Annotated in this window: 17 protein-coding genes and 1 tRNA gene; 9 read left to right on the plus strand and 9 right to left on the minus strand. The window is 68.6% G+C overall.

Going from position 1 to position 21,826, the window contains the following annotated elements; genetic code table 11:
- Positions 1-9 precede the first annotated feature (9 nt).
- The 4 genes from GVL12_RS00430 to GVL12_RS00445 all read left to right on the plus strand — a co-directional run bounded on the left by GVL12_RS00430 (position 10) and on the right by GVL12_RS00445 (position 4,470).
- On the plus strand, positions 10-1,011 hold the full coding sequence (locus tag GVL12_RS00430) for a hypothetical protein (protein WP_200843389.1): 1,002 nt from the start codon (positions 10-12) through the stop codon (positions 1,009-1,011).
- Positions 1,008-2,729 (plus strand): single-stranded-DNA-specific exonuclease RecJ, encoded by a 1,722-nt coding sequence (recJ, locus tag GVL12_RS00435; RefSeq protein WP_159910671.1) that lies wholly within the window; start codon positions 1,008-1,010, stop codon positions 2,727-2,729. Before GVL12_RS00430 ends, recJ begins: the two co-directional genes overlap by 4 nt.
- Positions 2,730-2,938: 209 nt before the next feature.
- Positions 2,939-3,799, plus strand: a complete 861-nt coding sequence (locus GVL12_RS00440) for a 3',5'-nucleoside bisphosphate phosphatase (RefSeq protein ID WP_159910672.1) — start codon at positions 2,939-2,941, stop codon at positions 3,797-3,799.
- A gap of 35 nt (positions 3,800-3,834) precedes the next feature.
- Positions 3,835-4,470 carry an L-threonylcarbamoyladenylate synthase gene (locus GVL12_RS00445; protein ID WP_159910673.1) on the plus strand — a complete coding sequence of 212 codons (636 nt, stop codon included), beginning with the start codon at positions 3,835-3,837 and terminating at the stop codon, positions 4,468-4,470.
- Between the two features lie 180 nt (positions 4,471-4,650).
- Here GVL12_RS00445 and GVL12_RS00450 read toward each other — a convergent pair whose 3' ends face one another.
- Positions 4,651-5,871 (minus strand): methyl-accepting chemotaxis protein, encoded by a 1,221-nt coding sequence (locus GVL12_RS00450; protein ID WP_159910674.1) that lies wholly within the window; start codon positions 5,869-5,871, stop codon positions 4,651-4,653.
- 236 nt (positions 5,872-6,107) lie between these two features.
- Between GVL12_RS00450 and GVL12_RS00455 the strand changes: the two genes are divergently transcribed.
- The 5 genes from GVL12_RS00455 (at position 6,108) to GVL12_RS00475 (ending at position 12,969) form a co-directional block, all read left to right on the plus strand.
- A complete protein-coding gene (locus GVL12_RS00455) occupies positions 6,108-6,728 on the plus strand; it encodes a site-2 protease family protein (RefSeq protein WP_200843390.1) in 621 nt (206 codons plus the stop codon).
- 44 nt (positions 6,729-6,772) lie between these two features.
- Positions 6,773-8,074, plus strand: a complete 1,302-nt coding sequence (locus GVL12_RS00460) for a tryptophan--tRNA ligase (RefSeq protein ID WP_159910676.1) — start codon at positions 6,773-6,775, stop codon at positions 8,072-8,074.
- A 41-nt stretch (positions 8,075-8,115) separates the two neighbouring features.
- Positions 8,116-8,829, plus strand: coding sequence for a response regulator transcription factor (locus tag GVL12_RS00465; RefSeq protein WP_159910677.1), 714 nt, complete (start codon positions 8,116-8,118; stop codon positions 8,827-8,829).
- Between the two features lie 93 nt (positions 8,830-8,922).
- Complete coding sequence (locus GVL12_RS00470; RefSeq protein WP_159910678.1) at positions 8,923-10,608, plus strand: FecR domain-containing protein; 1,686 nt, start codon at positions 8,923-8,925, stop codon at positions 10,606-10,608.
- Between the two features lie 6 nt (positions 10,609-10,614).
- A complete protein-coding gene (locus tag GVL12_RS00475; RefSeq protein WP_200843391.1) occupies positions 10,615-12,969 on the plus strand; it encodes a CHASE2 domain-containing protein in 2,355 nt (784 codons plus the stop codon).
- Positions 12,970-13,046: 77 nt separating this feature from the next.
- Here GVL12_RS00475 and GVL12_RS00480 read toward each other — a convergent pair.
- The 8 genes from GVL12_RS00480 to GVL12_RS00515 form a co-directional block, all read right to left on the minus strand.
- A tRNA-Arg gene (locus tag GVL12_RS00480) sits at positions 13,047-13,123 on the minus strand.
- A 77-nt stretch (positions 13,124-13,200) separates the two neighbouring features.
- Positions 13,201-14,667 carry a CYTH and CHAD domain-containing protein gene (locus GVL12_RS00485; protein WP_159910679.1) on the minus strand — a complete coding sequence of 489 codons (1,467 nt, stop codon included), beginning with the start codon at positions 14,665-14,667 and terminating at the stop codon, positions 13,201-13,203.
- Positions 14,668-14,816: 149 nt separating this feature from the next.
- Positions 14,817-16,298: an aldehyde dehydrogenase (NADP(+)) gene (locus GVL12_RS00490; RefSeq protein ID WP_159910680.1), complete on the minus strand. Its 1,482-nt coding sequence runs from the start codon at positions 16,296-16,298 to the stop codon at positions 14,817-14,819.
- A gap of 2 nt (positions 16,299-16,300) precedes the next feature.
- On the minus strand, positions 16,301-17,296 hold the full coding sequence (locus tag GVL12_RS00495) for a tripartite tricarboxylate transporter substrate binding protein (RefSeq protein ID WP_159910681.1): 996 nt from the start codon (positions 17,294-17,296) through the stop codon (positions 16,301-16,303).
- A gap of 30 nt (positions 17,297-17,326) precedes the next feature.
- A complete protein-coding gene (locus tag GVL12_RS00500) occupies positions 17,327-18,472 on the minus strand; it encodes an alpha-hydroxy acid oxidase (RefSeq protein WP_159910682.1) in 1,146 nt (381 codons plus the stop codon).
- Positions 18,469-19,389, minus strand: a complete 921-nt coding sequence (locus tag GVL12_RS00505; protein ID WP_159910683.1) for an NAD(P)-dependent oxidoreductase — start codon at positions 19,387-19,389, stop codon at positions 18,469-18,471. Before GVL12_RS00505 ends, GVL12_RS00500 begins: the two co-directional genes overlap by 4 nt.
- Positions 19,390-19,421: 32 nt before the next feature.
- Positions 19,422-20,618: a fumarylacetoacetate hydrolase family protein gene (locus GVL12_RS00510; RefSeq protein ID WP_159910684.1), complete on the minus strand. Its 1,197-nt coding sequence runs from the start codon at positions 20,616-20,618 to the stop codon at positions 19,422-19,424.
- Positions 20,618-21,589, minus strand: coding sequence for a tripartite tricarboxylate transporter substrate binding protein (locus GVL12_RS00515; protein ID WP_159910685.1), 972 nt, complete (start codon positions 21,587-21,589; stop codon positions 20,618-20,620). Before GVL12_RS00515 ends, GVL12_RS00510 begins: the two co-directional genes overlap by 1 nt.
- Positions 21,590-21,826: the final 237 nt, after the last annotated feature.

A 21,826-nucleotide genomic window follows, 5' to 3' on the forward strand; every position in this document is an offset into this window, starting at 1 on the left:
ATAGCGGCCATGCCCCCGATCCCGACCGCTTCCCTGCCTTCGCCTGACACCGCCGACACCTCGGCCCAGACCATCGCCCACACGATTGCCTTCGCCAGCGCGGCCGAAGGCGCGGCCGCGCTGTGGCCCACTCTGCAGCTGCCCCATCTGCAGCAGTTGCTCCAGCATGCGGCGCTGGTGCGCAGCGACCTGGGCGAGGAAACCGACTTCTGCCCGCCGCACGAACGCGCCTGGGCGCGCGCACTGCAACTGCCCGTCCATGAAAGCGGCGTGCCCTGGGCCGCCTGGGAACAGCAGGGCGCCGACCCCGCGCCGCAGGCCCAGGCCTGGGCCTGGATGTCGCCCTGCCACTGGCGCATAGGCGCCGACACCGTGCACATGGCCGACCCCGCGCAGTTGGGCCTGGACGAAGCGCAGTCGCGCGCCCTGCTCGAGATTCTTGCGCCCTGGTTTGCCGAAGACGGCATCGCGCTGCAGTTCGAGCGTGCCGACCGCTGGCTGGCCAGCGGTGCGCCGCTGGCCGGCCTGCGCACGGCCTCGCTGGACCGCGTGATAGGCCGCGACGTGCGCCGCTGGCTGCCCGACGCGCAGACCGCGCGCACCGTCAACCGCCTGCACAGCGAAGTGCAGATGCTGCTCTACACCCACCCGTTCAACGAGCAGCGCGCAGCGCGCGGTCTGCCGCCCGTCAACGCGTTCTGGCTGCATGGCGCGGGCCGGCTGCAGGCACCGGTGCCCGTGCAGCCGCTGCCGATCGATCCCGCGCTGGTGGCGCTGCGCGAAGCCGCGCTGCAGGAAAACTGGCCCGTCTGGGGCCAGGCCTGGCAGGCGCTGGACGCCGGCCTGCTGCGCGAACTGCTCGCGGCCCATCTGCGCGGCGAAGCCGTGGAGCTGACGCTCAGCGGCGAGCGCAATGCGCTGACCTGGCGGCCGCAACGCGCGGGCGCATGGCAAAAGCTCCAATCTGTTTTCAAGCCAAAGGGCTTGCCCGACCTGCCCTCCATGCTATGAACATCATCGAACGCAATATTCCCGCCGCCATGCTGTCGGCCTTGCAGCAGGCGGGAATCCACCCGCTGCTGGCCCAGCTCTATGCAGCGCGCGGCGTGCATTCGGCCGACGAACTCAACGACGCGCTGGCCCGCCTGCTGCCGCCTTCGGGCCTGATGGGGATCGATGCTGCGGCGCGGCTGCTGGCTGACGCCATCGCCAGCGACCGGCGGCTGTGCATCGTCGCCGACTATGACTGCGACGGCGCGACCGCCTGCGCCGTCGCCGTGCTGGGCCTGCGCCTGCTGGGCGCGCGCCATGTCGACTACCTCGTGCCCGACCGCGTGGTCGACGGCTACGGCCTCACGGCATCGATTGCGCGGCGCGTCAAGGAGCGCGGCGCCGACATGCTGATCACCGTCGACAACGGCATCAGCAGCGTCGAGGGCGTGGCCCAGGCGCGCGCGCTGGGCATGCAGGTGCTGGTCACCGACCACCATCTGCCCGGGCCCGCACTGCCCGAGGCCGATGCCCTGGTCAACCCCAACCAGCCGGGCTGCACTTTCGAGAGCAAGTCCATGGCCGGCGTGGGCGTGATGTTCTATGTGCTGATGGCGCTGCGCGCCGAGCTGCGCGCGCGCAATGTATTCGACCGCGACAGCCAGCCCCGGCTAGAGCCCCTGCTGCCGCTGGTGGCGCTGGGCACCGTCGCCGACGTGGTCAGGCTCGACGCCAACAACCGGCGCCTGGTCGCGCAAGGCCTCAAGCGCATACGCGCGGGCCAGATGCAGCCTGGCCTGGCCGCGCTGTTCGACGCCGCGGGCCGCAAGTCGCGCGTGGCCACGACGTTCGACTTCGGCTTTGCGCTGGGCCCGCGCATCAACGCCGCGGGCCGGCTCGCCGACATGACGCTGGGCATCGAATGCCTGCTGACCGCAGAGCGCTCCCGCGCGGCCGAGCTCGCCCAGACGCTGGACGCGATCAACCGCGAACGCCGCGTGATCGAAGGCGGCATGCGCGAGCAGGCGCTGCTGATGGTCGAAAGCCTGTTTGACGAAGGTGACGAGGCGCCGCCGGCCGTGAGCGTGTTCGACCCCGATTTCCATGAAGGCGTGGTCGGCATCGTCGCCTCGCGCATCAAGGACAAGCTGCACCGCCCGAGCTTTGTGTTCGCGGCCAGCGCCGCGCCCGGGCACGGGCATGAGCTCAAGGGCTCGGGCCGCTCGATTCCCGGCTTTCACCTGCGCGACGCGCTGGACCTGGTGGCCAAGCGCCACCCCGGCGTGCTGCTGCGCTTTGGCGGCCACGCGATGGCCGCGGGCTGCACCATCGCCGAGGAGCATTTCGAGGTCTTCGACCAGGCCCTGGCCCAGGTCGCCAGGGAATGGCTGGACGCCGCGACGCTCACGCGGCGCATAGAGACCGACGGCCCGCTCGCGCCCGAGTACTGCCATGCCGACCTGGTCGACAAGCTGCACCAGGAAGTCTGGGGCCAGGGCTTTGCCGCGCCCACGTTCAGCGAGGAAGTCGACGTGCTGTCGCAGCGCCTGGTCGGCGAAAAGCATTTGTCGCTCAAGCTGCGCCACCGCGGCCAGCCCGTGGACGGCATCTGGTTCGGCCACACCGACCCGCTGCCCGAGCGCGTGCGGATCGCGTTTCGTCTGGACGTCAACGAATGGCGTGGCGAGCGGCGCGTGCAATTCCTGCTTGAAGGCGCGGAAATGGGAAGCCCCCCCTGAGCCGCTATCGCCCTGGGCGGGCCCCGGCTTCCCCCTCTCAACCTTCGGTGGAGGGGGGCGGCCGGCTAGGCACGGCACCATCGCTGCGGGGCGGCCCTTGCTCGGTGCCCCCACGCTGGAACATGCCCGTTCTATAGGTGCAGAACTGTATCTGCGCTCTTACGCACGATAAGCAGAAGCCGTGTGGAAGCCCGGCCTACAATGGGTCCGTGCCCACTTACCTCAACGCCGACCTGCATTGCCACTCCATCGTCTCGGATGGCACCCTGACTCCCGAAGAGTTGGCCGCGCGTGCGCGCGCCAATGGCGTGGAGCTGTGGGCGCTGACCGACCATGACGAAATCGGCGGCCAGAAGCAGGCTGCGGCCGCGGCCCGGGCCCAAGGCCTGGCCTGCCTCACGGGCGTCGAGATCTCGGTGACGTTTGCCAATGAGACCGTGCACATCGTCGGCCTGGGCTTTGACGCCGACAACGCGGCGCTGGAGCAAGGTTTGGCAGAAACACGCGGCGGACGTGGCCCGCGCGCGCTCGAAATGGCGCGCCAGCTCGAACTCGCAGGCATTCCCGGCAGCTACGAAGGCGCGCTGCGCTACGTGGGCAACCCGGCGCTGATCTCGCGCACCCACTTCGCGCGCTTCCTCGTCGAGACCAAGGTCTGCCGCGACATGGGCGAAGTGTTTCGCAAGTACCTGACCGAAGGCAAGCCGGGCTTTGCGCCGCACCGCTGGGCGCGCCTGCAGGACGCCGTGCAATGGGTCACAGCCGCCGGCGGCGTGGCCGTCATTGCCCACCCGGCGCGCTACCGCTTCACGGCCAACGAGGAATACGCGCTGTTTTCCGAATTCAAGACGCATGGCGGCCAGGGTGTCGAAGTCGTCACCGGCAGCCATACCACGGCCGAATACCTGACCTATGCATCGATGGCCAAGGAGTTCGGCCTGGCCGCATCGCGCGGCAGCGACTTCCACAGCCCGCATGAATCGCGTACCGACCTCGGGGCCTTGCCCCTGCTGCCCGGCACGCTGACCCCTGTCTGGGAACTGCTGGCCGAGCGCATTCAGCAGCCCTGACATCCCCTCTTCCTTCTGCCACGGAGCGCTTGCAAATGGCCCAGTACTTTGAAGCCCACCCCGACAACCCCCAACCGCGCCTGCTCAAGCAGGCCGCGACGCTGCTGCAAAAAGGCGGCGTGCTGGCCGTGCCCACCGATTCGAGCTATGCGCTGGTGTGCCATCTCGACGACCGCGACGCCGTGGACCGCATCCGCCGCATCCGCCAGATCGACGAGAAGCACCATCTGACGCTGCTGTGCCGCGACCTGTCCGAACTCGCGAACTACGCCCAGGTCGACAACCGCCAGTACCGGCTGCTCAAGCTCGGCACGCCCGGCCCCTACACCTTCATTCTCGATGCGACCAAGGAAGTGCCGCGCCGCGTGAGCCATCCGCAGCGCAAGACCATAGGCCTGCGCGTGCCTGACCGCAAGGGCTTGCTGCTGCTGCTCGAGCTGCATGGCGCGCCGCTGCTGGCCTCCACCTTCATTCCCCCGGGCGAGACCGAGCCGTTGAACGATCCGCAGGAAATTCGCGAACGCTTCGAGAAGCTGCTCGACGCCATCGTCGACGCCGGTGCCTGCCCGCAGGAGCCCACCACGGTGCTGGATCTCACGACCATGGCCAATGGCGGGGATGCAACGCTTGTGCGTCAGGGACGGGGAGCATTGGGGCCGTTGGGGCTTTGAGCATCATGCGTTCATGCCAGGCCCGCCTAAGGACCGAAGAATGAGCGGCCCGGCCTTCGGACATGAGACTTCGCGACACACTACCGCGCCCTGAAACGCCCTTCGACGGGCTCAGGGCGAGCGGTATTTAAGAATTTGAGCGCGATGCTTGCTCATCCGTTCGGATGAACGGAATTGAACTCACTCCGCCAGCGCCAGCGCCGGCCGCGCAGCAACGGCCCGGCTGACGACCACCGGCGTGACCTCGTCGTCATCCAGCTTGAACGCACCGACCGCGCGCTGCAGATCCTGCGCCCGCTCCGACAGCGCCTGCGCCGCATGGCCGGCCTGGCCGACCAGGCTCGCATTTTCCTGGGTCGCGCCATCCATATGGGCGACGGCCAGATTGACCTGGGCGATGCCTTCGCTTTGCTCCTGCAGCGCCTGCGAGATTTCGCCCAGCAGGCCGGTGACCTGGCCGACCGCGCCCACGATTTCCTGCATGGTCTTGCCGGCCTGGCCGACGAGGCCCGAGCCGCTTTGCACCTGGTCCACGCTGGCCGTGATCAGCGCCTTGACCTGCTTGGCGGCTTCGGCCGAGCGCCCGGCGAGGCTGCGCACTTCGCTGGCCACCACCGCAAAGCCCCGGCCCTGGTCGCCTGCGCGCGCGGCTTCGACGGCGGCGTTGAGCGCCAGGATATTGGTCTGGAACGCAATGCCTTCGATCACCTGGATGATGTCGACAATCTTGCGCGAGCTGCCGCTGATGGCTTCCATGGTCTGCACCACCTGGCCGACGACCACGCCGCCGCGTTCGGCCGTTGCCGAGGCGCCCACGGCCAGATCGCTGGCCGAATGCGCGCGATCGGCGTTCTGGCGCACGGTGGCCGTGAGCTGCTCCATGCTGGCCGCGGTCTGCGTCAGCGCGGCCACCTGGTCTTCGGTGCGGCGCGACAGGTCGGCATTGCCGGCATCGATTTCCGAGGCCGACACGCAGATCGAATCGCTGGACTGCTGAATGCGCCCGACCAGCTCGGTGAGCGTGTCCTCCATCGTGCCCAGCGCACCGAGCAGGCGGCCGAAATCGCCTTGCAGATTGGAGCTGAACTCCTGGCTCAGATCGCCGGCCGCGACGGTCTCGGCGATCAGGATCGCCTGCTGCAGCGGCCGCACGATGCCCTGGCGCAGGCTGACCCAGGCCCCCACCGCCAGCGCGCACACGGCGCTGCCCAGACCCAGCACCCACCAGCGGACCTGCTGCACCGCGGTCTGCGCCACGTCGGTCGCGCCGCCGGACTCGAGTGCGCGCTCGGCCCCGGCAAGTGACCAGGCGGCCACCAGCATCATCGCCACCATCAACGCGCAGATGCCACCGAAGGCGATCACCAGCCGTGTGCCAATCTTCCAGCTCCCGAATCCCATTTCTGCCTCTCTCTGCGCCTGGCGCAACTGTCTCAATGTTGTGTTTGGTTGTGGGTTGGCCCTGCCGGACAACGAGGCAGGTACGGATCCGATTGCATTTTGCAACAAATTGACAATTCGGCGCTCCGGACATGCCCGCAGTCGCACGCGACCATACGTAAAAGGCGCTGGTCTGAGACAATCATCGCGTGGACTTATCCAATCTTATCCAAACCGTACTCATCTATGCCCTCCCCGTGCTGTTCGCCATCACGGTCCATGAGGCCGCCCATGGCTATGCCGCGCGCTACTTCGGAGACAACACCGCGCACCTGCTCGGACGCATCACGCTCAACCCGCTCAAGCACATCGACCCCGTCGGCACCATTCTGATGCCGCTGATGCTGTATTTCGCGACCTCGGGCCAATTTCTGTTCGGCTATGCCAAGCCCGTGCCTGTGCAGTTCGGCAACCTGCGCAACCCCAAGCGCGACATGATCTGGGTCGCACTGGCCGGGCCGGCATCGAACTTCTTCCAGGCCATTGCCTGGGCCATCGTGTTCATGGTGCTCGTGACCAATGGCGTGCAGGAGCGCTTCTTCGTCGAAATGGCGCGCGCCGGCGTCCTGGTCAATCTGGTGATGTGGGCCTTCAACCTGTTCCCGCTGCCCCCGCTCGACGGCGGCCGCATCCTCGTCGGCCTGCTGCCCTGGCGGCTCGCCAACCAGGTCGCGCGCATCGAGCCCTTTGGCTTTTTCATCGTGCTCGCACTGGTGGTGCTCGGCATCGTCGGCACCTTCTGGCTGATCCCGCTGATGAACCTGGGCTCCAGCGCCATTGAGCTGCTGCTGACACCGCTGCTCGCGCTGCTGCGCTGAGCGCCCCCCTTTTTTGTTTTAGCGACATATTGGCTGTTTTTTCCATGCGAACTACCCGATTTCTCACCGGCATCACACCTTCGGGCACGCCCCATCTGGGCAACTATGTGGGCGCGATCCGTCCGGCCGTGCAGTCGAGCCAGCGCGCCGACGTGCAAAGCTTCTACTTCCTGGCCGACTACCACGCGCTGATCAAGTGCGCCGATCCCGCGCGCGTGCAGCGCTCGACGCTGGAAATCGCCGCGAGCTGGCTGGCCGCCGGCCTGGACCCGGACAAGGTCATGCTCTACCGCCAGTCCGACGTGCCGGAAATCCCCGAGCTGTGCTGGCTGCTGACCTGCGTCACGGGCAAGGGCCTGCTCAACCGCGCCCATGCCTACAAGGCCTCGGTCGACAAGAACGTCGCCGCAGGCAACGACGTCGATGCCGACGTCACGGCCGGCCTGTTCATGTACCCGGTGCTGATGGCCGCCGACATCCTGATGTTCAAGGCCGACAAGGTGCCCGTGGGCCGCGACCAGGTCCAGCACCTGGAAATGGCGCGCGACATCGCTTCGAGCTTCAACCACCTCTACGGTGAACTGCTGGTGCTGCCCGAAGTCGTGATCGACGACAACGTCGCCACCTTGCCCGGGCTCGACGGCCGCAAGATGAGCAAGAGCTACAACAACACCATCCCGTTGTTCACGCCGCGCGAGCAGTTGCGCAAACTGATCAACGGCATCACCACCGACTCGCGCGCGCCCGGCGAAGCCAAGGACGTCGAAGGCTCGGCGCTGTTCCAGCTGTTCCAGGCCTTTGCCTCGGTCGAGGAAACCGCGGCGCTGGCCGCGCAGTACGCCCAGGGCATTGCCTGGGGCGAGGCCAAGCAGCTGGTGTTCGAGCGCCTGGACCAGGAAATCGCACCGATGCGCGCGCGCTATGAAAGCCTGATGGCCGACCCCGCGCAGATCGAGAGGATCCTGCGCGCCGGCGGCGAACGCGCGCGCGCGCTGGCCACGCCGTTCACCCAGCAGCTGCGCGAAGCCGTAGGCCTGCGCAGCCTCGCCCAGGCCCAGGCCCCGCAAGCGGCCAAGGCCCAGAAGTCGGCCCTGCCCCAGTTCAAGCAGTACCGCGAGGCCGACGGCAAGTTCTATTTCAAGCTGCTGTCGGCGACCGGCCAGCTGCTGCTGCAAAGCACCGGCTTCGACGCCCCCAAGGAAGCCGGCCAGAGCATTGCGCGGCTGCAGCAGCAGGGAGCGGCCGCACTCGCCGAGCTGGGCGCGCGCCTCGCGCCCGTCGAGGGCGTGGACCCCGCAGAAGTCACCCAGGCGCTGGACCAGTTGCTGGCCGCGGCCAACGCCTGAAGGCGCCGTGGTCCCATGTGACGCCATCAAAAGGAGCGAAGATGCGCCGAATTGCAGTCTTGGATGATGACCCGCTGTACCTGGAAATGGTGCAGCAGGTCGTGCAGGGCGCCGGCCATGTATGCCGCACGCATACCACCGGCACCGCGTTCATGCAGGAAATGCGGCGCGAGACTTTCGACCTGCTGATCATCGACTGGGAGCTGCCCGACACCTCGGGCCCGCAGGTGGTGCAATGGGTGCGTGAGCAGATCGGCAAGGAAATTCCCATCCTCTTCATCACCCACCGCAGCGAAGAGAGCGACATCGTCGCCGGCCTGGGCAGCGGCGCCGACGACTTCATGGTCAAGCCGGTACGCATGGGCGAACTCAGCGCGCGCATCCATGCGCTGCTGCGCCGGGCCTACCCCGACGGCCAGGAAGATGTGCAGGAGTTCGGCCCCTATCGCTTCACATCCTCGACGCAGTCGCTGGAGTTCAATCGACAGCCGCTCGAGCTGACCCACCGCGAGTTCGCGCTCGCCAAGCTGCTGTTCCAGAACCAGGGCCGGCTGATGTCGCGCGACCACCTGCGCGATGCGGTCTGGGGCCACAGCGCCGAAGTGCTGTCGCGCACGCTCGACACCCATATCTCGCGCCTGCGCCAGCTGATGAACCTGCGTCCGGGCCAGTGCTACACCATCTCGGCCATCTATGGCTATGGCTACCGCCTGGATGCCCGCGACTCCCCGGCTGCACCGCCGCCACCGACCTGACGGCCTGCCCTGCCCATGATGATCTGTCGCCCCACTGCCTCCCTGCCCCGCCCCCCGCTGCGCACCGTCTGCGCCCTCTTGTTTGCCTGGACCATGGCCGCATCCGTGCAAGCCACGCCACTGATGGTCGACGGCCTGATTGCCCACCGCGTGGCGCCGGGCGACACGCTCGAGCAGATCGCGCGCCAATACCTGGGCGACCACCGCCTGTGGCCTGAACTGCAGTCGTTCAACCGCGTCGCCAATCCCTTGCACCTGCAGCCGGGCTTCACGCTGCGCTTTCCCGACCGCTTGCTGCGCCTGGCCACGGCCTCGGTCGAATACGTGCGCGGCGAGGCCGTGGCGATCACGCCCGCGCGCCGCAGCAGCGACAGCCAGACGCCGGCAGGCGCGGCGCAGCGGCGCAATGTCCAGGCCGGCGAAGTGCTGCAGGAAGGCGAGCAGTTGCAACTGGCCGCCAATGCGTTCGTGTCGGTGCGCCTGGCCGACGGCTCGCTGGTGCGGGTGCAGGCACAGTCCGACGTGCAACTGCAGCAGATGCGCCGGCGCGGCCGCGCGGGCAGCCTGCAATCGGTGCTCGACCTGCATTCGGGCGCGCTCGATGCATCGGTCACACGCGAACCCGCAGACCAGCGCCACTTCGAGATCCGCACGCCCGTGGCGTCGACCAGCGTGCGCGGCACGCGTTTCCATGTGCAGGCCGATGCCACGGGACGCACCATCACCGCCGTGGACGAAGGCTCGGTGGCCGTGGCCAGCGCCGCCGCGCAGCGCCCGAACGCCAGCCGCGTGTCGCTGCTCGAGGCCGGCCAGGGCCTGGCCGTGACGGCCCAGGCCGCCGTGGGAGCACCCACCGCGCTGCTGCCCGCGCCCGATCTGGCCCAGTTGCCCGAGCGCTACGAAGACGCCCACTGGCTAGACATCATCTGGCCCGCGATTTCCAACGCCCGGAGCTACCAGTTGCAGGTCGCGCGCGATGCGCAATTCAGCGCCGTGGTGCGCAGCGCGGCCAGCGACACGCCGCAGCAGCGGTTCGCGGCGCTCGAAGACGGCGACTACTTTCTCGCGCTGCGCGCCATCGACGCCCAGGGCATTCCCGGGCGCCTGGCGCAACGCAGCATACGCATCAAGTCCCAACCCGTGCCGCCGCTCTACCAGACGCCGGCCGCCGCGGGCGTGCTCGCCCAGGGCGCAGGCGCGCTGCAATGCACCACCGTGCCCGGCGCCATCGCCTACCGCATCCAGGTCGCGGGCGCAGCCGGTGCAACCGGATTTGCGCAGCCGCTGCTCGACTCCCGGGTGGACGGCGAATGCCGGCTGTCCGTCGATGCGCTGCCCGCGGGCGACTACCAGTGGCGCGCGGCCAGCATCCGCAGCACGCCGGCCGACGCTGCCGACCAGGGACCGTTTGCCGCGGGCCAGGCATTCACCGTGGCCACGCCGCCGCCCACCCTGGCCGCCGACGAGCTCGCGCTGGGCAACCAGGACGGCACGGCGCAGCTGAGCTGGCCGGGCCAGCCCGGCCAAAGCTACCGGTTGATGGTGGCCAGCGACCTGGCTTTCGCAGACGTGCAGCATGACGCCTTGCTGCAGGAGCCGCGCTGGGCCGCAAACACGCTCGCACCGGGCCGCTACTACGTGCAGCTGCAGGTCATCGACAGCAACGGGCTGCGCAGCCGCTTTTCCGCGGCGCGCGAATTCGCCGCCGGCAACACCGTGCGCGACGGCTCGGGCCAGCGCCTGCGCACCGGCGCCGACCTGCCCCTGCATCGCCAGTAAGGCGTCTTGAGCCTGTCCGCCTTGCCGCCCGCCCCTGCCCGCCGCCGCTTTCACTGGCAGCGCCTCGAATGGGCAGCGCTGGCCACGGCGATCTTTGCGCTGGTGCTGTGGTTCAGCGGACCCGGGCACTTCGTGCGCTTCAACGCCGCCGTGCAGGACATCGCCACGGGCCTGAACCAGCCCGACGCGTCGCCGGACATCGTCATCATTGCCATCGACGACGCAAGCCTTGCCGCGATCGGCCGCTGGCCCTGGCGGCGCGCGCTGCACGCGCAGCTGCTGCAGCAGCTCTCGCAGCAGCCGCCGCTGGCGATAGGCATGGACATCCTGTTCAATGAAGAGGACCTCGACTACCCCGGCGACGACCTGATGCTGGCGCGGGCCATCGCGCGCAGCGCCCGCGTGGTGCTGCCCGTGGTGCGCAGCACCCCCGGTGCCCGCAACGCCGCCGATCTGCCGATGGACGCATTGGTGCAAGGCGCCAGGGCGCTGGGCCATGTGCACGTGCAGGTCGACGGCGATGGCGTGGCGCGCAGCTACTACGCGCACCAGGGCCCGCCGGCCCGGCCCTGGCCGCATCTGGCGCTGGCCATGCACTGCATGGTCGAACCCGCAACGCCGCCCTGCGCGCCCCAGGCGCCCGCCGCCCAAGCCGCTTCAGGCACCGACGCCGACACCAGCTGGCAGCGCCAGCAGCGCGAGATCATCCGCTACGCCAGGCCCCAGCCGGCGTTCACGCGCTACGCCTATATCGACGTGCTGCGCGGCGCGATTCCGGCCGCGGCGTTTCGCGACAAGTACGTGCTGATCGGCGCGACCGCCACCGGCCTGGGCCCGGGCTTTTCGCCGCCTTCGGGCACGGGGCTGCGCCAGTTGCCCAACGTGGACATGCTCGCCCATGTGCTCAACGGCACGCTGCAGCACCGCCATCTGCAGCCCGCCACGCCCTGGGCCAACCGGGCGTTCAACGCGACTCCGGTGCTGCTGGCCCTGGTCGGCCTGGCGGTGCTCGGCCCGTCTTCGGCGCTCGCGGTCTGCGCGGGCCTGCTGGGCCTGACGCTGCTGGCCGCGGCGCTCGCGCCACTGGCCTTCGGCGTGCAGTTCGCGCCCGCGGCCGCGCTGACGGCGCTGGCGCTGATCTACCCGCTGTGGAGCTGGCGGCGCCTGAACGCCGCGGCCCACTTCCTGGGCCTCGAAATCCAGGACCTGCAAAAAGGCCTGCCCATGATGCAGCCCGCGGCCAAGACGGGCGGCGACTTTCTCGAACGCCGCATCAGCGCTGTCGAGCATGCATCGCGCGAACTGCGCCGCCTGCACCATTTCGTCAGCGAAAGCCTGCTGCAGCTGCCTTCGGCGACGTTTGTCTGCGACGACCAGGGCCGGGTGCTGCTGGCCAATACGCTGGCCCAGCAATACGCGGCCAGCGCAGGGCAAGCGGCAATCACCGGCGTGGCGCTGCCCACGCTGCTGCAAGGCCTGCGCGACCGCGACAGCGGCGCCGCGCTGCTCACACCCGAAAGCCTGCGCAGCGCCGACGCACCGCTGCACCTCGAAGGCCAAGACCGCCAGGGCCGCAGCCTGATGCTGCTGCGCAAGCCGCTGGCCACGGGCGCGACCAGCGGCTGGATCATCACCCTGGTCGACCTCAGCGCCATGCGCCAGGCCCTGGCCCAGCGCGACCAGGCAATGCACTTCATCTCGCACGACATCCGCGCGCCTATAGGCGCCATCATCACGCTGCTCGACATGCGGGACACCCATGCAGGCCCGGCCAGCCCAGAACTGCTGCAGCGCATAGAGCGCTATGCCCAGGCGTCGCTGACGCTGGCCGACGACTTCGTGCACCTCGCGCGTGCGCGCAACCAGCCGCTGCGCCAGGAAAGCGTGGATCTGGCCTGGGTGCTCGAGCAGGCCATGGACGACTGCTGGGCCCAGGCCCAGGCGCAAGGCATGCAGCTGTCGTTCACGCCGCCCGAACAAGCAGCGCTGCTGCAGGGCGACGCTTCGCTGCTGCGCCGCGCCATCGTCAACCTGATCGGCAATGCAATCAAATATGGCCGCCCGGCCCAGCCGACCACGGGCGGCGCGGTCATCGAATGCACGCTGGTCGCGCGCGGCAACGACTGGGCGCTGTCGGTGCGCGACCATGGCCAGGGAATTCCGGCCGACCAGCAGGGCCGGCTGTTCCAGGCTTTCGACCGTTTGCAGAACCAGAACAACGCCCAGACCAACGGCGTGGGCCTGGGCCTGGCGTTCGTGCACACCGTGGTCACGCGCCATGGCGGGCAGATTGAAGTGACAAGTACCGAGGGTGTGGGCAGCACGTTTACGCTGGTGCTGCCGGCCGTGGCTGCGGCATAGGAGCGCGCGACAAGGTATCGCGAGCGGGAATAAAAACGAAAAAACCTCAGAGTATTGCTACTCTGAGGTTTCACGTTTGGTGCGGCTGGCAGGAATCGAACCCACGACCCCTTGGTTCGTAGCCAAGTACTCTATCCAGCTGAGCTACAGCCGCTAAGCTTCGTATTCTAGCCGCAGTTTTCAGGCCCTCAGGCAAAAAACCGGCTTTTTTTGCAAATGCCGTGAATGCGCTTACCAAAAGCCCGGGGCCTTGGCCCATTTGCGCAATCGGCGCTGCGATGCATCGAGCAATTCCGTGCGCCGCGCCGCAAGCCAGCCGAGCGCAAACCAGGCCTCAGGCTGCGCGGGCAGCAGCTGGCCGAACGCCTGCTCGGCGACCACGAGGTCGTTGTACTGGCCCAGCGCATCCTGGGCGGGCTTGAGGCGCTGCAGATAGGCCTGCACCTTCTTCTCGCGAAACAGCGAGGCCGCGAACTCGATCGCGTAGCGCAGGCGCTTGAGGCGCCGGCGCGCGCGGTGGCGCTGTTCGTCCGCGAAATCCGCATAGGCTTTTGCATCCTTGGCCAACTGGCGCTGCAGCTGATCGAGCCTGACCGCGGCCAGCGCGCGCAACTCGGCGGCGGGCGGCGACGGGGGGACAGGCTGCGGTGCGCCGTTGGCAAACGCGATCAGCGCCAGCCACAGGCAGGTCGTCGCGGGGGCGCGCAGAACCTCGTCGATGGCGGTGTCCGCGGCTTCGGCCGGCAGTTCGGCCAGCGGTGCGCCCGCGGCGCGCAACGCGGGCAGCAGCTCGGCTTCGAGCGCATCGCGGTCACGCACGCCGCCCAGTTGCCCGAACAGCGTGGCCAGCGCGGGCTCCCAGTGGGCATCGACTCCGGGCGACCAGTCGCCATAGATGCGCAGCGCCGTGCGCAGGCGGCGCAGCGCCACGCGGGTCTGGTGCACATGCTCGGGCTCGGCGGCGCCGCCCGCGACTTCGGCCGCATTCGGCAGCAGATGGGCCAGGCAGGCACCGACCATCTGCCGCAGCGCGGCGTCGGGCAGGTAAGGCTCCTTGAGCACCACGGCCTGCGCGTGCAGCGGTGCGACGGCCGGTGCGCGCTGCGCGAGCTGCTGGCCGCGCTCGGCCTTGCTGATCACATCGACCCACAGGCCATGGCGCTCGACCCAGCGGGTCGCAAGCGCAACCAGCGCGTCCACGGCACCTGTCTTGAGTTCGAACTCGATTTCATGCAGCGCCCGGGTGTCGCTGCCGGCGCGAATCTCGCCGACGTCGAGCGCGACTTCGGCCTGCACGCCCGCGCTGCGGATCATGCGCAAGGTGCGCTGCACGTCGGTGGCGTAATAGACCTGCAGGCTCGCGGCCTGGTCGCCCAGCGCCGCGGCGAGTTGCGCGCCCGCGGCAGTGCCCGCATGCAGCGCGACATCCAATACCGGTTCACCGTCTTCGGATTTGCGCGGCACTTCGTGCTCCAGCCGCGTCCAGCGGTTCTCGCCCGGGCACTTGAGCGTCTGCACCCAGTCATCGCCCTCCTGGCGCAGGCGCAAAGAGACATGGGCTTTCGCCAGCCGCTGGTCGGGCGTGTCGAAGTACTGCGCCTGCAGCCGCAGTGTCCTGGCCTTGGCCGTGGCCAGCGCGCGGTGCACGGCCTTGCGCTGCGCCACCGGCACCTGGAACTTCAGTTCGATTTCATTCATAGGGCCCTCCAATGCACAGGGCCTGCGCCCTGCTCCCACTTGTTTTTCGACTATAGCGGGGGGCGGCCAACGCTGCGTCCTCATTTCGTCCGCATTTGGCAGCATTGGGTAACAGGCCGCGGCGGTCCCGGGCGTGGGGGCGCTCTGTCCTAGCCGCAGGCCAGGCGCTGGATCAGCCCATCGGGCGCATCCTGCAGCGCCACCGGGCGCAGAAAGCGGTCCATCGCGGCCAGCCCTACCGAGGTGGTGCCGGGCGCGGTGGATGCAGGGTAAGGCCCGCCGTGCTGCTGCGCCGCCGTCACCGCCACGCCCGTGGGCACGCCGGCAAACAGCACGCGGCCCGCCACGTCGGTCGCCCTGCGCACCAGCGCCTGGATCTCGTCCGTGACTTGCGCTGCATCGCCATCGATGCCCCAGAGGGTGACGGTCAATGTTCCACCAATCGCGCCCAGCACATCCTCCATCTCCTGCAGGGCAGCGGTGCGCACCACCAGCGCCGCAGGCCCGAACACTTCGTGCTGCAAGGCCGGCTGGGCCAGGTAATCCGCGGCCGATACCTGCACCAGCGTGGCGCAAGGCGTGGCGGCAGAGCCACCGGCCTGGCCCGCAAGCACCTGAGCGCCGCGGACATGGCACCAGGCCTGCACGCCGGACTCGAAGCTCTGACGTATGCCGGCCGTCAGCATGCCATGGGGCTGCATCTGCGACAGCTGCCCGGCCAGTTCGCGCACAAAGCCGTCGCCCGGCTCCCCCTGGGGCACCAGGATGACGCCGGGGCTGGTGCAAAACTGCCCCGCGCCCAGCGTGATGGATTGCGCCAGGGCCGCAGCCCGCTGCGCCGCGCCCGATGCGAGGGCCGCAGGCAGAACGATCAGGGGATTGACCGAGCCCAGCTCGCCAAAGAAAGGAATGGGCCGCGGCCGGGCCGCGGCGAGATCGGCCAGCGCGCGCCCGGCCTTGAGCGAGCCCGTGAACGCCACGGCGGCAATCGCCGGCGCCTGGACCAGCGTCACTCCCACGGCGATGCCCGCGCCCTGCACCAGTTGAAACACCGCGGCCGGCAGACCGCATTGGGCGACGGCCGCCTGGACCTGCTCGGCCAGCGCCAGCGACAAGGCCGGATGCGCGGGGTGGGCCTTGACGATCACCGGGCAGCCCGCGGCCAGGGCCGAAGCGGTGTCGCCGCCGGCGACGGAAAACGCGAACGGGAAATTGCTGGCCGCAAACACCGCGACCGGCCCCAGCGGCACGCGTATGCGCGTCATGCGCGGGCGCCCCAGCGGCGCAGCGCCGGCCACGGCCGGCTCGTCCAGCAGCAAGTGCACTGCGCCCTGGTCCAGCGCCAGTGCGAACTGCTCGAGCTGGTACACCGTGCGGTCCAGCTCGCCGTTGAGCCGCGGCAGGCCCAGCCCGGTCTCGCGGTCGGCCAGGGCGACAAGGGCCTCGCGCGCGAACAGCAGCCGCTGGCCTATGCCGCGCAAAAGCGTGGCCCGCAGCCCGGTCGTGGAAGCGGCGAAATCACGGGCCACCTGGCGCGCCTGCAGCGCTGCCAGGTCAATGTCCCGTGATGTGGATTCGGCCCAGGCGGCGCCATGGGCCAGGCCCGTGCGGGCATTGATCGATTGAAGCATGTTCAGTTCTTGTTGCTGATCCGGGAGGCAATGCTCTTGAGCGCTGCGCTTTCCTGGTCCATGCTGGCGGCAAAGGCCGCGGCGTTTTCGTAGGTGTCGGTGGTGAAGTACTGCTTTTCCATCACTTCGCGCAGCGCGGGTTCCTGCATGGATTTCTCGGCCGCGACCTTGAGCACGTTGACCACCGCATCCGGCGTGTCCCTGGGCACGGCAAGCCCGCGCCAGGTGCCCAGCACCAGGTCCATATTGCGTTCACGCAGCGTGGGCGTGTTCTCCAGCCCCTTGATGCGCTTCTCGGACATGACGCCCAGCGCCTTGAGCTTGCCGGCAAGCACATTGGGAATCACTTCCGGCGCGCTGGCGATGACGGCATCGATATGCCCGCCAAGCAGCGCCAGCAGCGCGGGCGAGCCACCGGGATAGGGGATGTAGTTGAACTGCGCCTTGCCCTTTTCGGCCAGTGCCGCGGAGGCCATGTGCCACATCGAGCCCTGGCCGGCATTGCCGATGCGCACATTGGCCTCGGGCTTGCGGGCATGGGCCAGGAACTCCTCGACGGTCGAATGGGGCGCATCCTCGCGCACGACCAGCACGGCCGGATCGGCGTTGAGCTTGGCGATGGGGCGCAGCGCCTGCTGGTCGAACTTGGCCAGGCCCAGGTGGTGCAGGAAGGTCACTTCCACGGTGGTCAGCGCCACCTTGTAGCCGTCCGGCCGTGCACGGATCACCTCCTGCCAGCCGACAACGCCCGCAGCGCCGGGCTTGTTGACGACGATGATGCTCTGGGGCAGGTGCTTGGCCGCGGCGTTGGCAAAGGCGCGGGCCATCACGTCGGCACCGCCGCCGGCCTGGTAGGGCACGACCAGTTCGATGGAGCGTTGTGGATAGGGCGCGGTCTGTGCCAGGACCGTGGCGGCGTTCATGGCCAGCAGGGCGGCGCTCAGGGCCAGGCAGCGGCGGCGTGCGGGACCGGTTTTCTTGGTGGGTGCATGAATCATTTTTTGTCTCCTGAAGGGTCTGTGGTTTTCTTATGTGGGAAGCAAGATGGATGCATCCACCTCGCGGATATCGGTCTTGCCGCAAAAGGCCATGGTCAGGTCCAGCTCCTTGTGGATGATTTCCAGCGCACGGGTCACGCCTGTCTCGCCCATGGCGCCCAGGCCATACAGCATGGCGCGGCCGATGTAGACGCCCTTGGCGCCCAGGGCGACGGCCTTGAGCACGTCCTGGCCCGAGCGCACGCCGCCATCCATGTGCACTTCGATCTGCCGGCCCACGGCCTGGGCAATCGCCGGCAGGGCCCGTATGGACGACGGCGCCCCGTCCAGCTGGCGCCCGCCGTGGTTGGAGACAATGAGCGCATCGGCGCCGCTGGCCACGGCCAGGTGGGCGTCCTCCACGTCCTGGATGCCTTTGAGAATCAGCTTTCCAGGCCATTGGCGGCGTATCCAGGCGATGTCCTCCCAGCTCAGCGCGGGGTCGTATTGTTTGGAGCTCCAGTCGGCCAGCGACGCCATGTCGTCGACGCCTTCCACATGGCCGATGATGTTGCCGAAAGTGCGGCGCCGGGTGCCCAGCATGCCCAGGCACCAGCGGGGCTTGCCGGCCATGTTCAGCAGGTTCAGAAGGCTCAGCCTGGGCGGCGCGGACAGGCCGTTCTTCAGATCCTTGTGGCGCTGGCCGCTGATCTGCAGATCCAGCGTCACCACCAGCGCCGAGCACTGCGCGGCCTTGGCCCGGTCTATCAGCCGCTGGACGAACTTGCGGTCGCGCATCACATACAGCTGAAACCAGAACGGATGGCCTTGCGTGCCTTCGGCCACGTCCTCGATGGAGCAGATGCTGACCGTGGACAGGGTGAACGGCACGCCGAAGGCCTTGGCGGCGCGGGCGGCCAGGATCTCACCGTCGGCGCGCTGCATGCCGGTGAGGCCCGTGGGTGCAATGGCCACGGGCATGGCCACGTCCTGCCCCGCCATGGCCGAGCGCAGGCTGCGCTGCGACAGGTCGCGCGCCACGCGCTGGCGCAGCAGCAGCGACTGGAAATCCGCGGCGTTGGCGCGGTAGGTGCTTTCCGTCCACGAGCCCACGTCGACGTAGTCATAGAACATCTTGGGCACGCGCTTTTGCGCCAGCACGCGCAGGTCTTCAATGCAGGTAATGACGGAGCTCATGGCGCGGCCCCCTCCCCTGCCGCCTGGCGCGCGGCGGCCTCGCTTTCATACAGCCGGATGAGGGAAGCCGAATCGGCCATGGCCGCGCCCGCGTCCACATACTGCGCAAAGCGCCGGGCCGCGGCGTTCACCAGCGGCAGCTCGCACTGCAAGGCCTGCGCAAACGCGGCCACGGCCTGCATGTCCTTGGACAGCTGGCGCGCATAGCCTATGGGCGGCTCGAACGCCCGGGCATGGATGCGGGGGTAGACTTTTTGCAGCAGCGTGCTGTCGGCAAAGCCGCCTTGCAGGCAGGCGGGCAGCTGCGCGGCATCCATGCCCGCAGCTTCGGCCAGCAGCGCCGCTTCGCTCATCAGCACGAAGCCCGCGCCGACAATCGCCTGGTTGATGATCTTGGCGGTCTGCCCGGCGCCGCTGGGGCCCATGTGCGTGACCTGGCTGCCCAGCGCGTCCAGCACCGTGCGCGCCTGCGCGAAGTCCTGCGCGCGCCCGCCCACCATGATGGTCAGCTGGCCGCTGCGCGCGGCTTCGGGGCCGCCCGACACCGGCGCATCCAGCCATTGCATGCCGGCCTGGGCAGACACGAATTCGGCCAGCGTGCGCGTGGTTTCGGGCGAGATCGTCGAGAAGTCGATGACCAGCCGGGCGCGGCACGCGGGCCGCGTGGCCAGGCCTTCGGGCCCCCGCGTGCAGTGTTCCACGGCCGCGTCGTCGAGCACGCACAGCAGCACGATGTCGCTGTGCTGCGCGACTTCCACGGGCGTTGCGGCGCGGGTCGCGCCGGCGGCAATGACGGCGTCCAGCCGGCGGGGCTCGCGGTTCCAGACCGTGACCCCGTAGCCCTGGGCGCGCAGGCGCAGCGTCATCGCTTCGCCCATCAGGCCGATGCCGATAAAACCAATGTGAGGCAATGTCATATATGCGTATGAAAGTGAAGCCCGGCCCGCGTCTACAGCAGGCCCCGCGCGGCCAGGTTGCGCATCAGTGCGCCTATGCCGAATTGCCAGGGCGGCAATTGATCGCTGCGCCCCACGCGGTTGATCAGCCCGCCCAGGCGGGGACTCAGGATGGTGACCACATCGCCCAGGTGGTGCGTGAAGCCCGAGCCCGGCGCGTCGCGGTCTTCCGTGGGAGCGAACATCGTTCCGCAAAACAGGAACATGCCATCGGGATACTGGTGGTGCGCCCCCATGGCGTGGCCCACCAGTTCGGTCGGGGAGCGGCTGATGTGGCGCATGGAGCTGTGGCCATGAAGCGCGAAGCCGTCGAGGCCTGCCACGGTCATCGCCACTTCCGCCGTGCCGATGTCCGCGAGCGTGAAGTGCGCGTCCAGCAGGCGAACGAAGGGGCCGATGGCGCACGAGGCGTTGTTGTCCTTGGCCTTGCCCAGCAGCAGCGCGCTGCGGCCTTCGAAGTCGCGCAGGTTGACGTCATTGCCCAGTGCCGCGCCCACGATCTGCGCCTGGGCATTCACGGCCAGCACGATCTCGGGCTCGGGGTTGTTCCATTCGGATGCCGGGTGCAGGCCCACGCTCGCGCCATGCCCCATCGAGGACAGCGGCGCCGCCTTGGTGAAGACTTCGGCGTCGGGGCCAATCCCCACTTCGAGGTACTGCGACCACAGGCCCTGGGCAGACAGCAGGCGCTTGAGCTCCATGGCCTGGGCCGAGCCCGGCGCGATGCGCGCGAGATCGTTGCCCACGATGGCCGTCATGGAACTGCGTATGGCATGGGCCTTGTCGGCTTCGCCGCGCGCCTGCTCCTCTATCACCCGCTCCAGCATGCTGGCGGCAAAAGTCACGCCTGCCGCCTTGACCACCTGCAGGTCGCAGGGCGCCAGAAGATGGCGCTGCTGCGGGTCGCCGCCATGCGCAAGGCTGCTGTGCAGCCATTCGGCCAGCGGCCCGAGGTCGGGGCCCGGGGCTTCGCGCGCCAGCCACAGGCGATCGCCGTGCTCGAGCAGCGCGGACATCGTGGGCGTGTGCGCGCTCAGATCGCAAAGGCGATCACCGCGCACCGCGACCACGCAGGGGCCGGCGGGCACTGTGCCATCGGGCGCTGCCGGGCGCCAGGCGCGGCCCACCAGGGCTGCGGCGGCGGCATCGACAGGCAGCGTCTGGGCGATCGAGAAGTCCATGGCGTTCATCAGATCACCACCTTTGCTTCGCGAATGACATGGGCCCACTTGGCCTTTTCGCTGGCGATGAAGGCGGTGAACCGCGCGGAACTCCCGCCGCCATCCTCCGCGCCAAAGGCCATGAGCTTCTCGGCGACCACGGGGAGCTTGAGCACGTCGTTGACGTCCTGGTTGATGGCCTGCACCAGCGGCTCGGCCATGCCGCCCGGGCCGGCCAGGCCGTACCAGGTGCTCGCATCGAAACCGGGAAAACCCACTTCGGCGAGCGTGGGAATCTGCGGCTGGGCCTTGGCCCGCTGCAGCCGCGTCTGGGCAATCGCCACCACCTTGCCGCTGGCCACATGGGGCGTGGCCGAGGCCATGGTTTCAAAGCTGTAGTCGATCTGGCCGCCAAGCAGGTCGGCCAGCATGGGCGCGGACCCGCGGTAAGGCGTGTGCAGGGCGCTGACGCCCGCGCGCATCTGGAACATTTCCAGCGCCAGGTGCTGGATGGAGCCCGGACCGGCCGAGCCGAAGCTCACGGCCCCGGGCTGGGCCTGGCAGCGCTGGACAATGGCCGCCAGCGTCTGCGCTTCCTGTTCCCGGCGGCAGATCAGCAGGCTGGGAACGATGCCCACCAGCACGATGGGGCTGAAGTCGCGCTCCACCACGTAACCGAGGCGCGGGTGCAGGCTGGGAGCGACCGCATGGTTGCTGAAGTTGGTCATCAGCAGCGTGGCGCCGTCCGCAGGCTGCTTGGCCACATATTCCGCGGCGATCACGCCCGCTGCGCCCGCCTTGTTTTCCACCACCACGGCGCGGTCCCAGCGCTGGCCCAGCTGCTGGGCAATCACGCGTGTCACCACGTCGGTGCCGCCGCCGGGCGGAAAGCCCACCAGGATGCGAATGGATGTCCTGGGCAGCAGGGAGCGGGCGGTATTGGCATGGCCCAGAAAGGGCAAGGCCGTCAGCCCTGCGGCCAAAAGGTGGCGTCGTTGCATTGCGTGTCTCCTGTAGTCGTTGTGGTCGCCTTGTCTGCCTGAGGAAAGCCCGCAGGACAAAGGCATGCTGAACGGTCGCTAGTGTAGGAAGCGCCTGCCGGGGCAACAACGTGAAATTACTCCGGCTGAGGGCGAGTTTTTCTCATGCAGGCGCGGCCGAGTTTTTCTCGTGCCAAGGCACAGTTTTTCTCGCTTGAGGCCGCGAAAGTGCCTGCCTAAACTGGGCCGCAACGGCGA

The sequence above is a fragment of the Pantoea sp. 18069 genome, from assembly GCF_902706035.1.
GTDB lineage: Bacteria > Pseudomonadota > Gammaproteobacteria > Burkholderiales > Burkholderiaceae_C > Comamonas.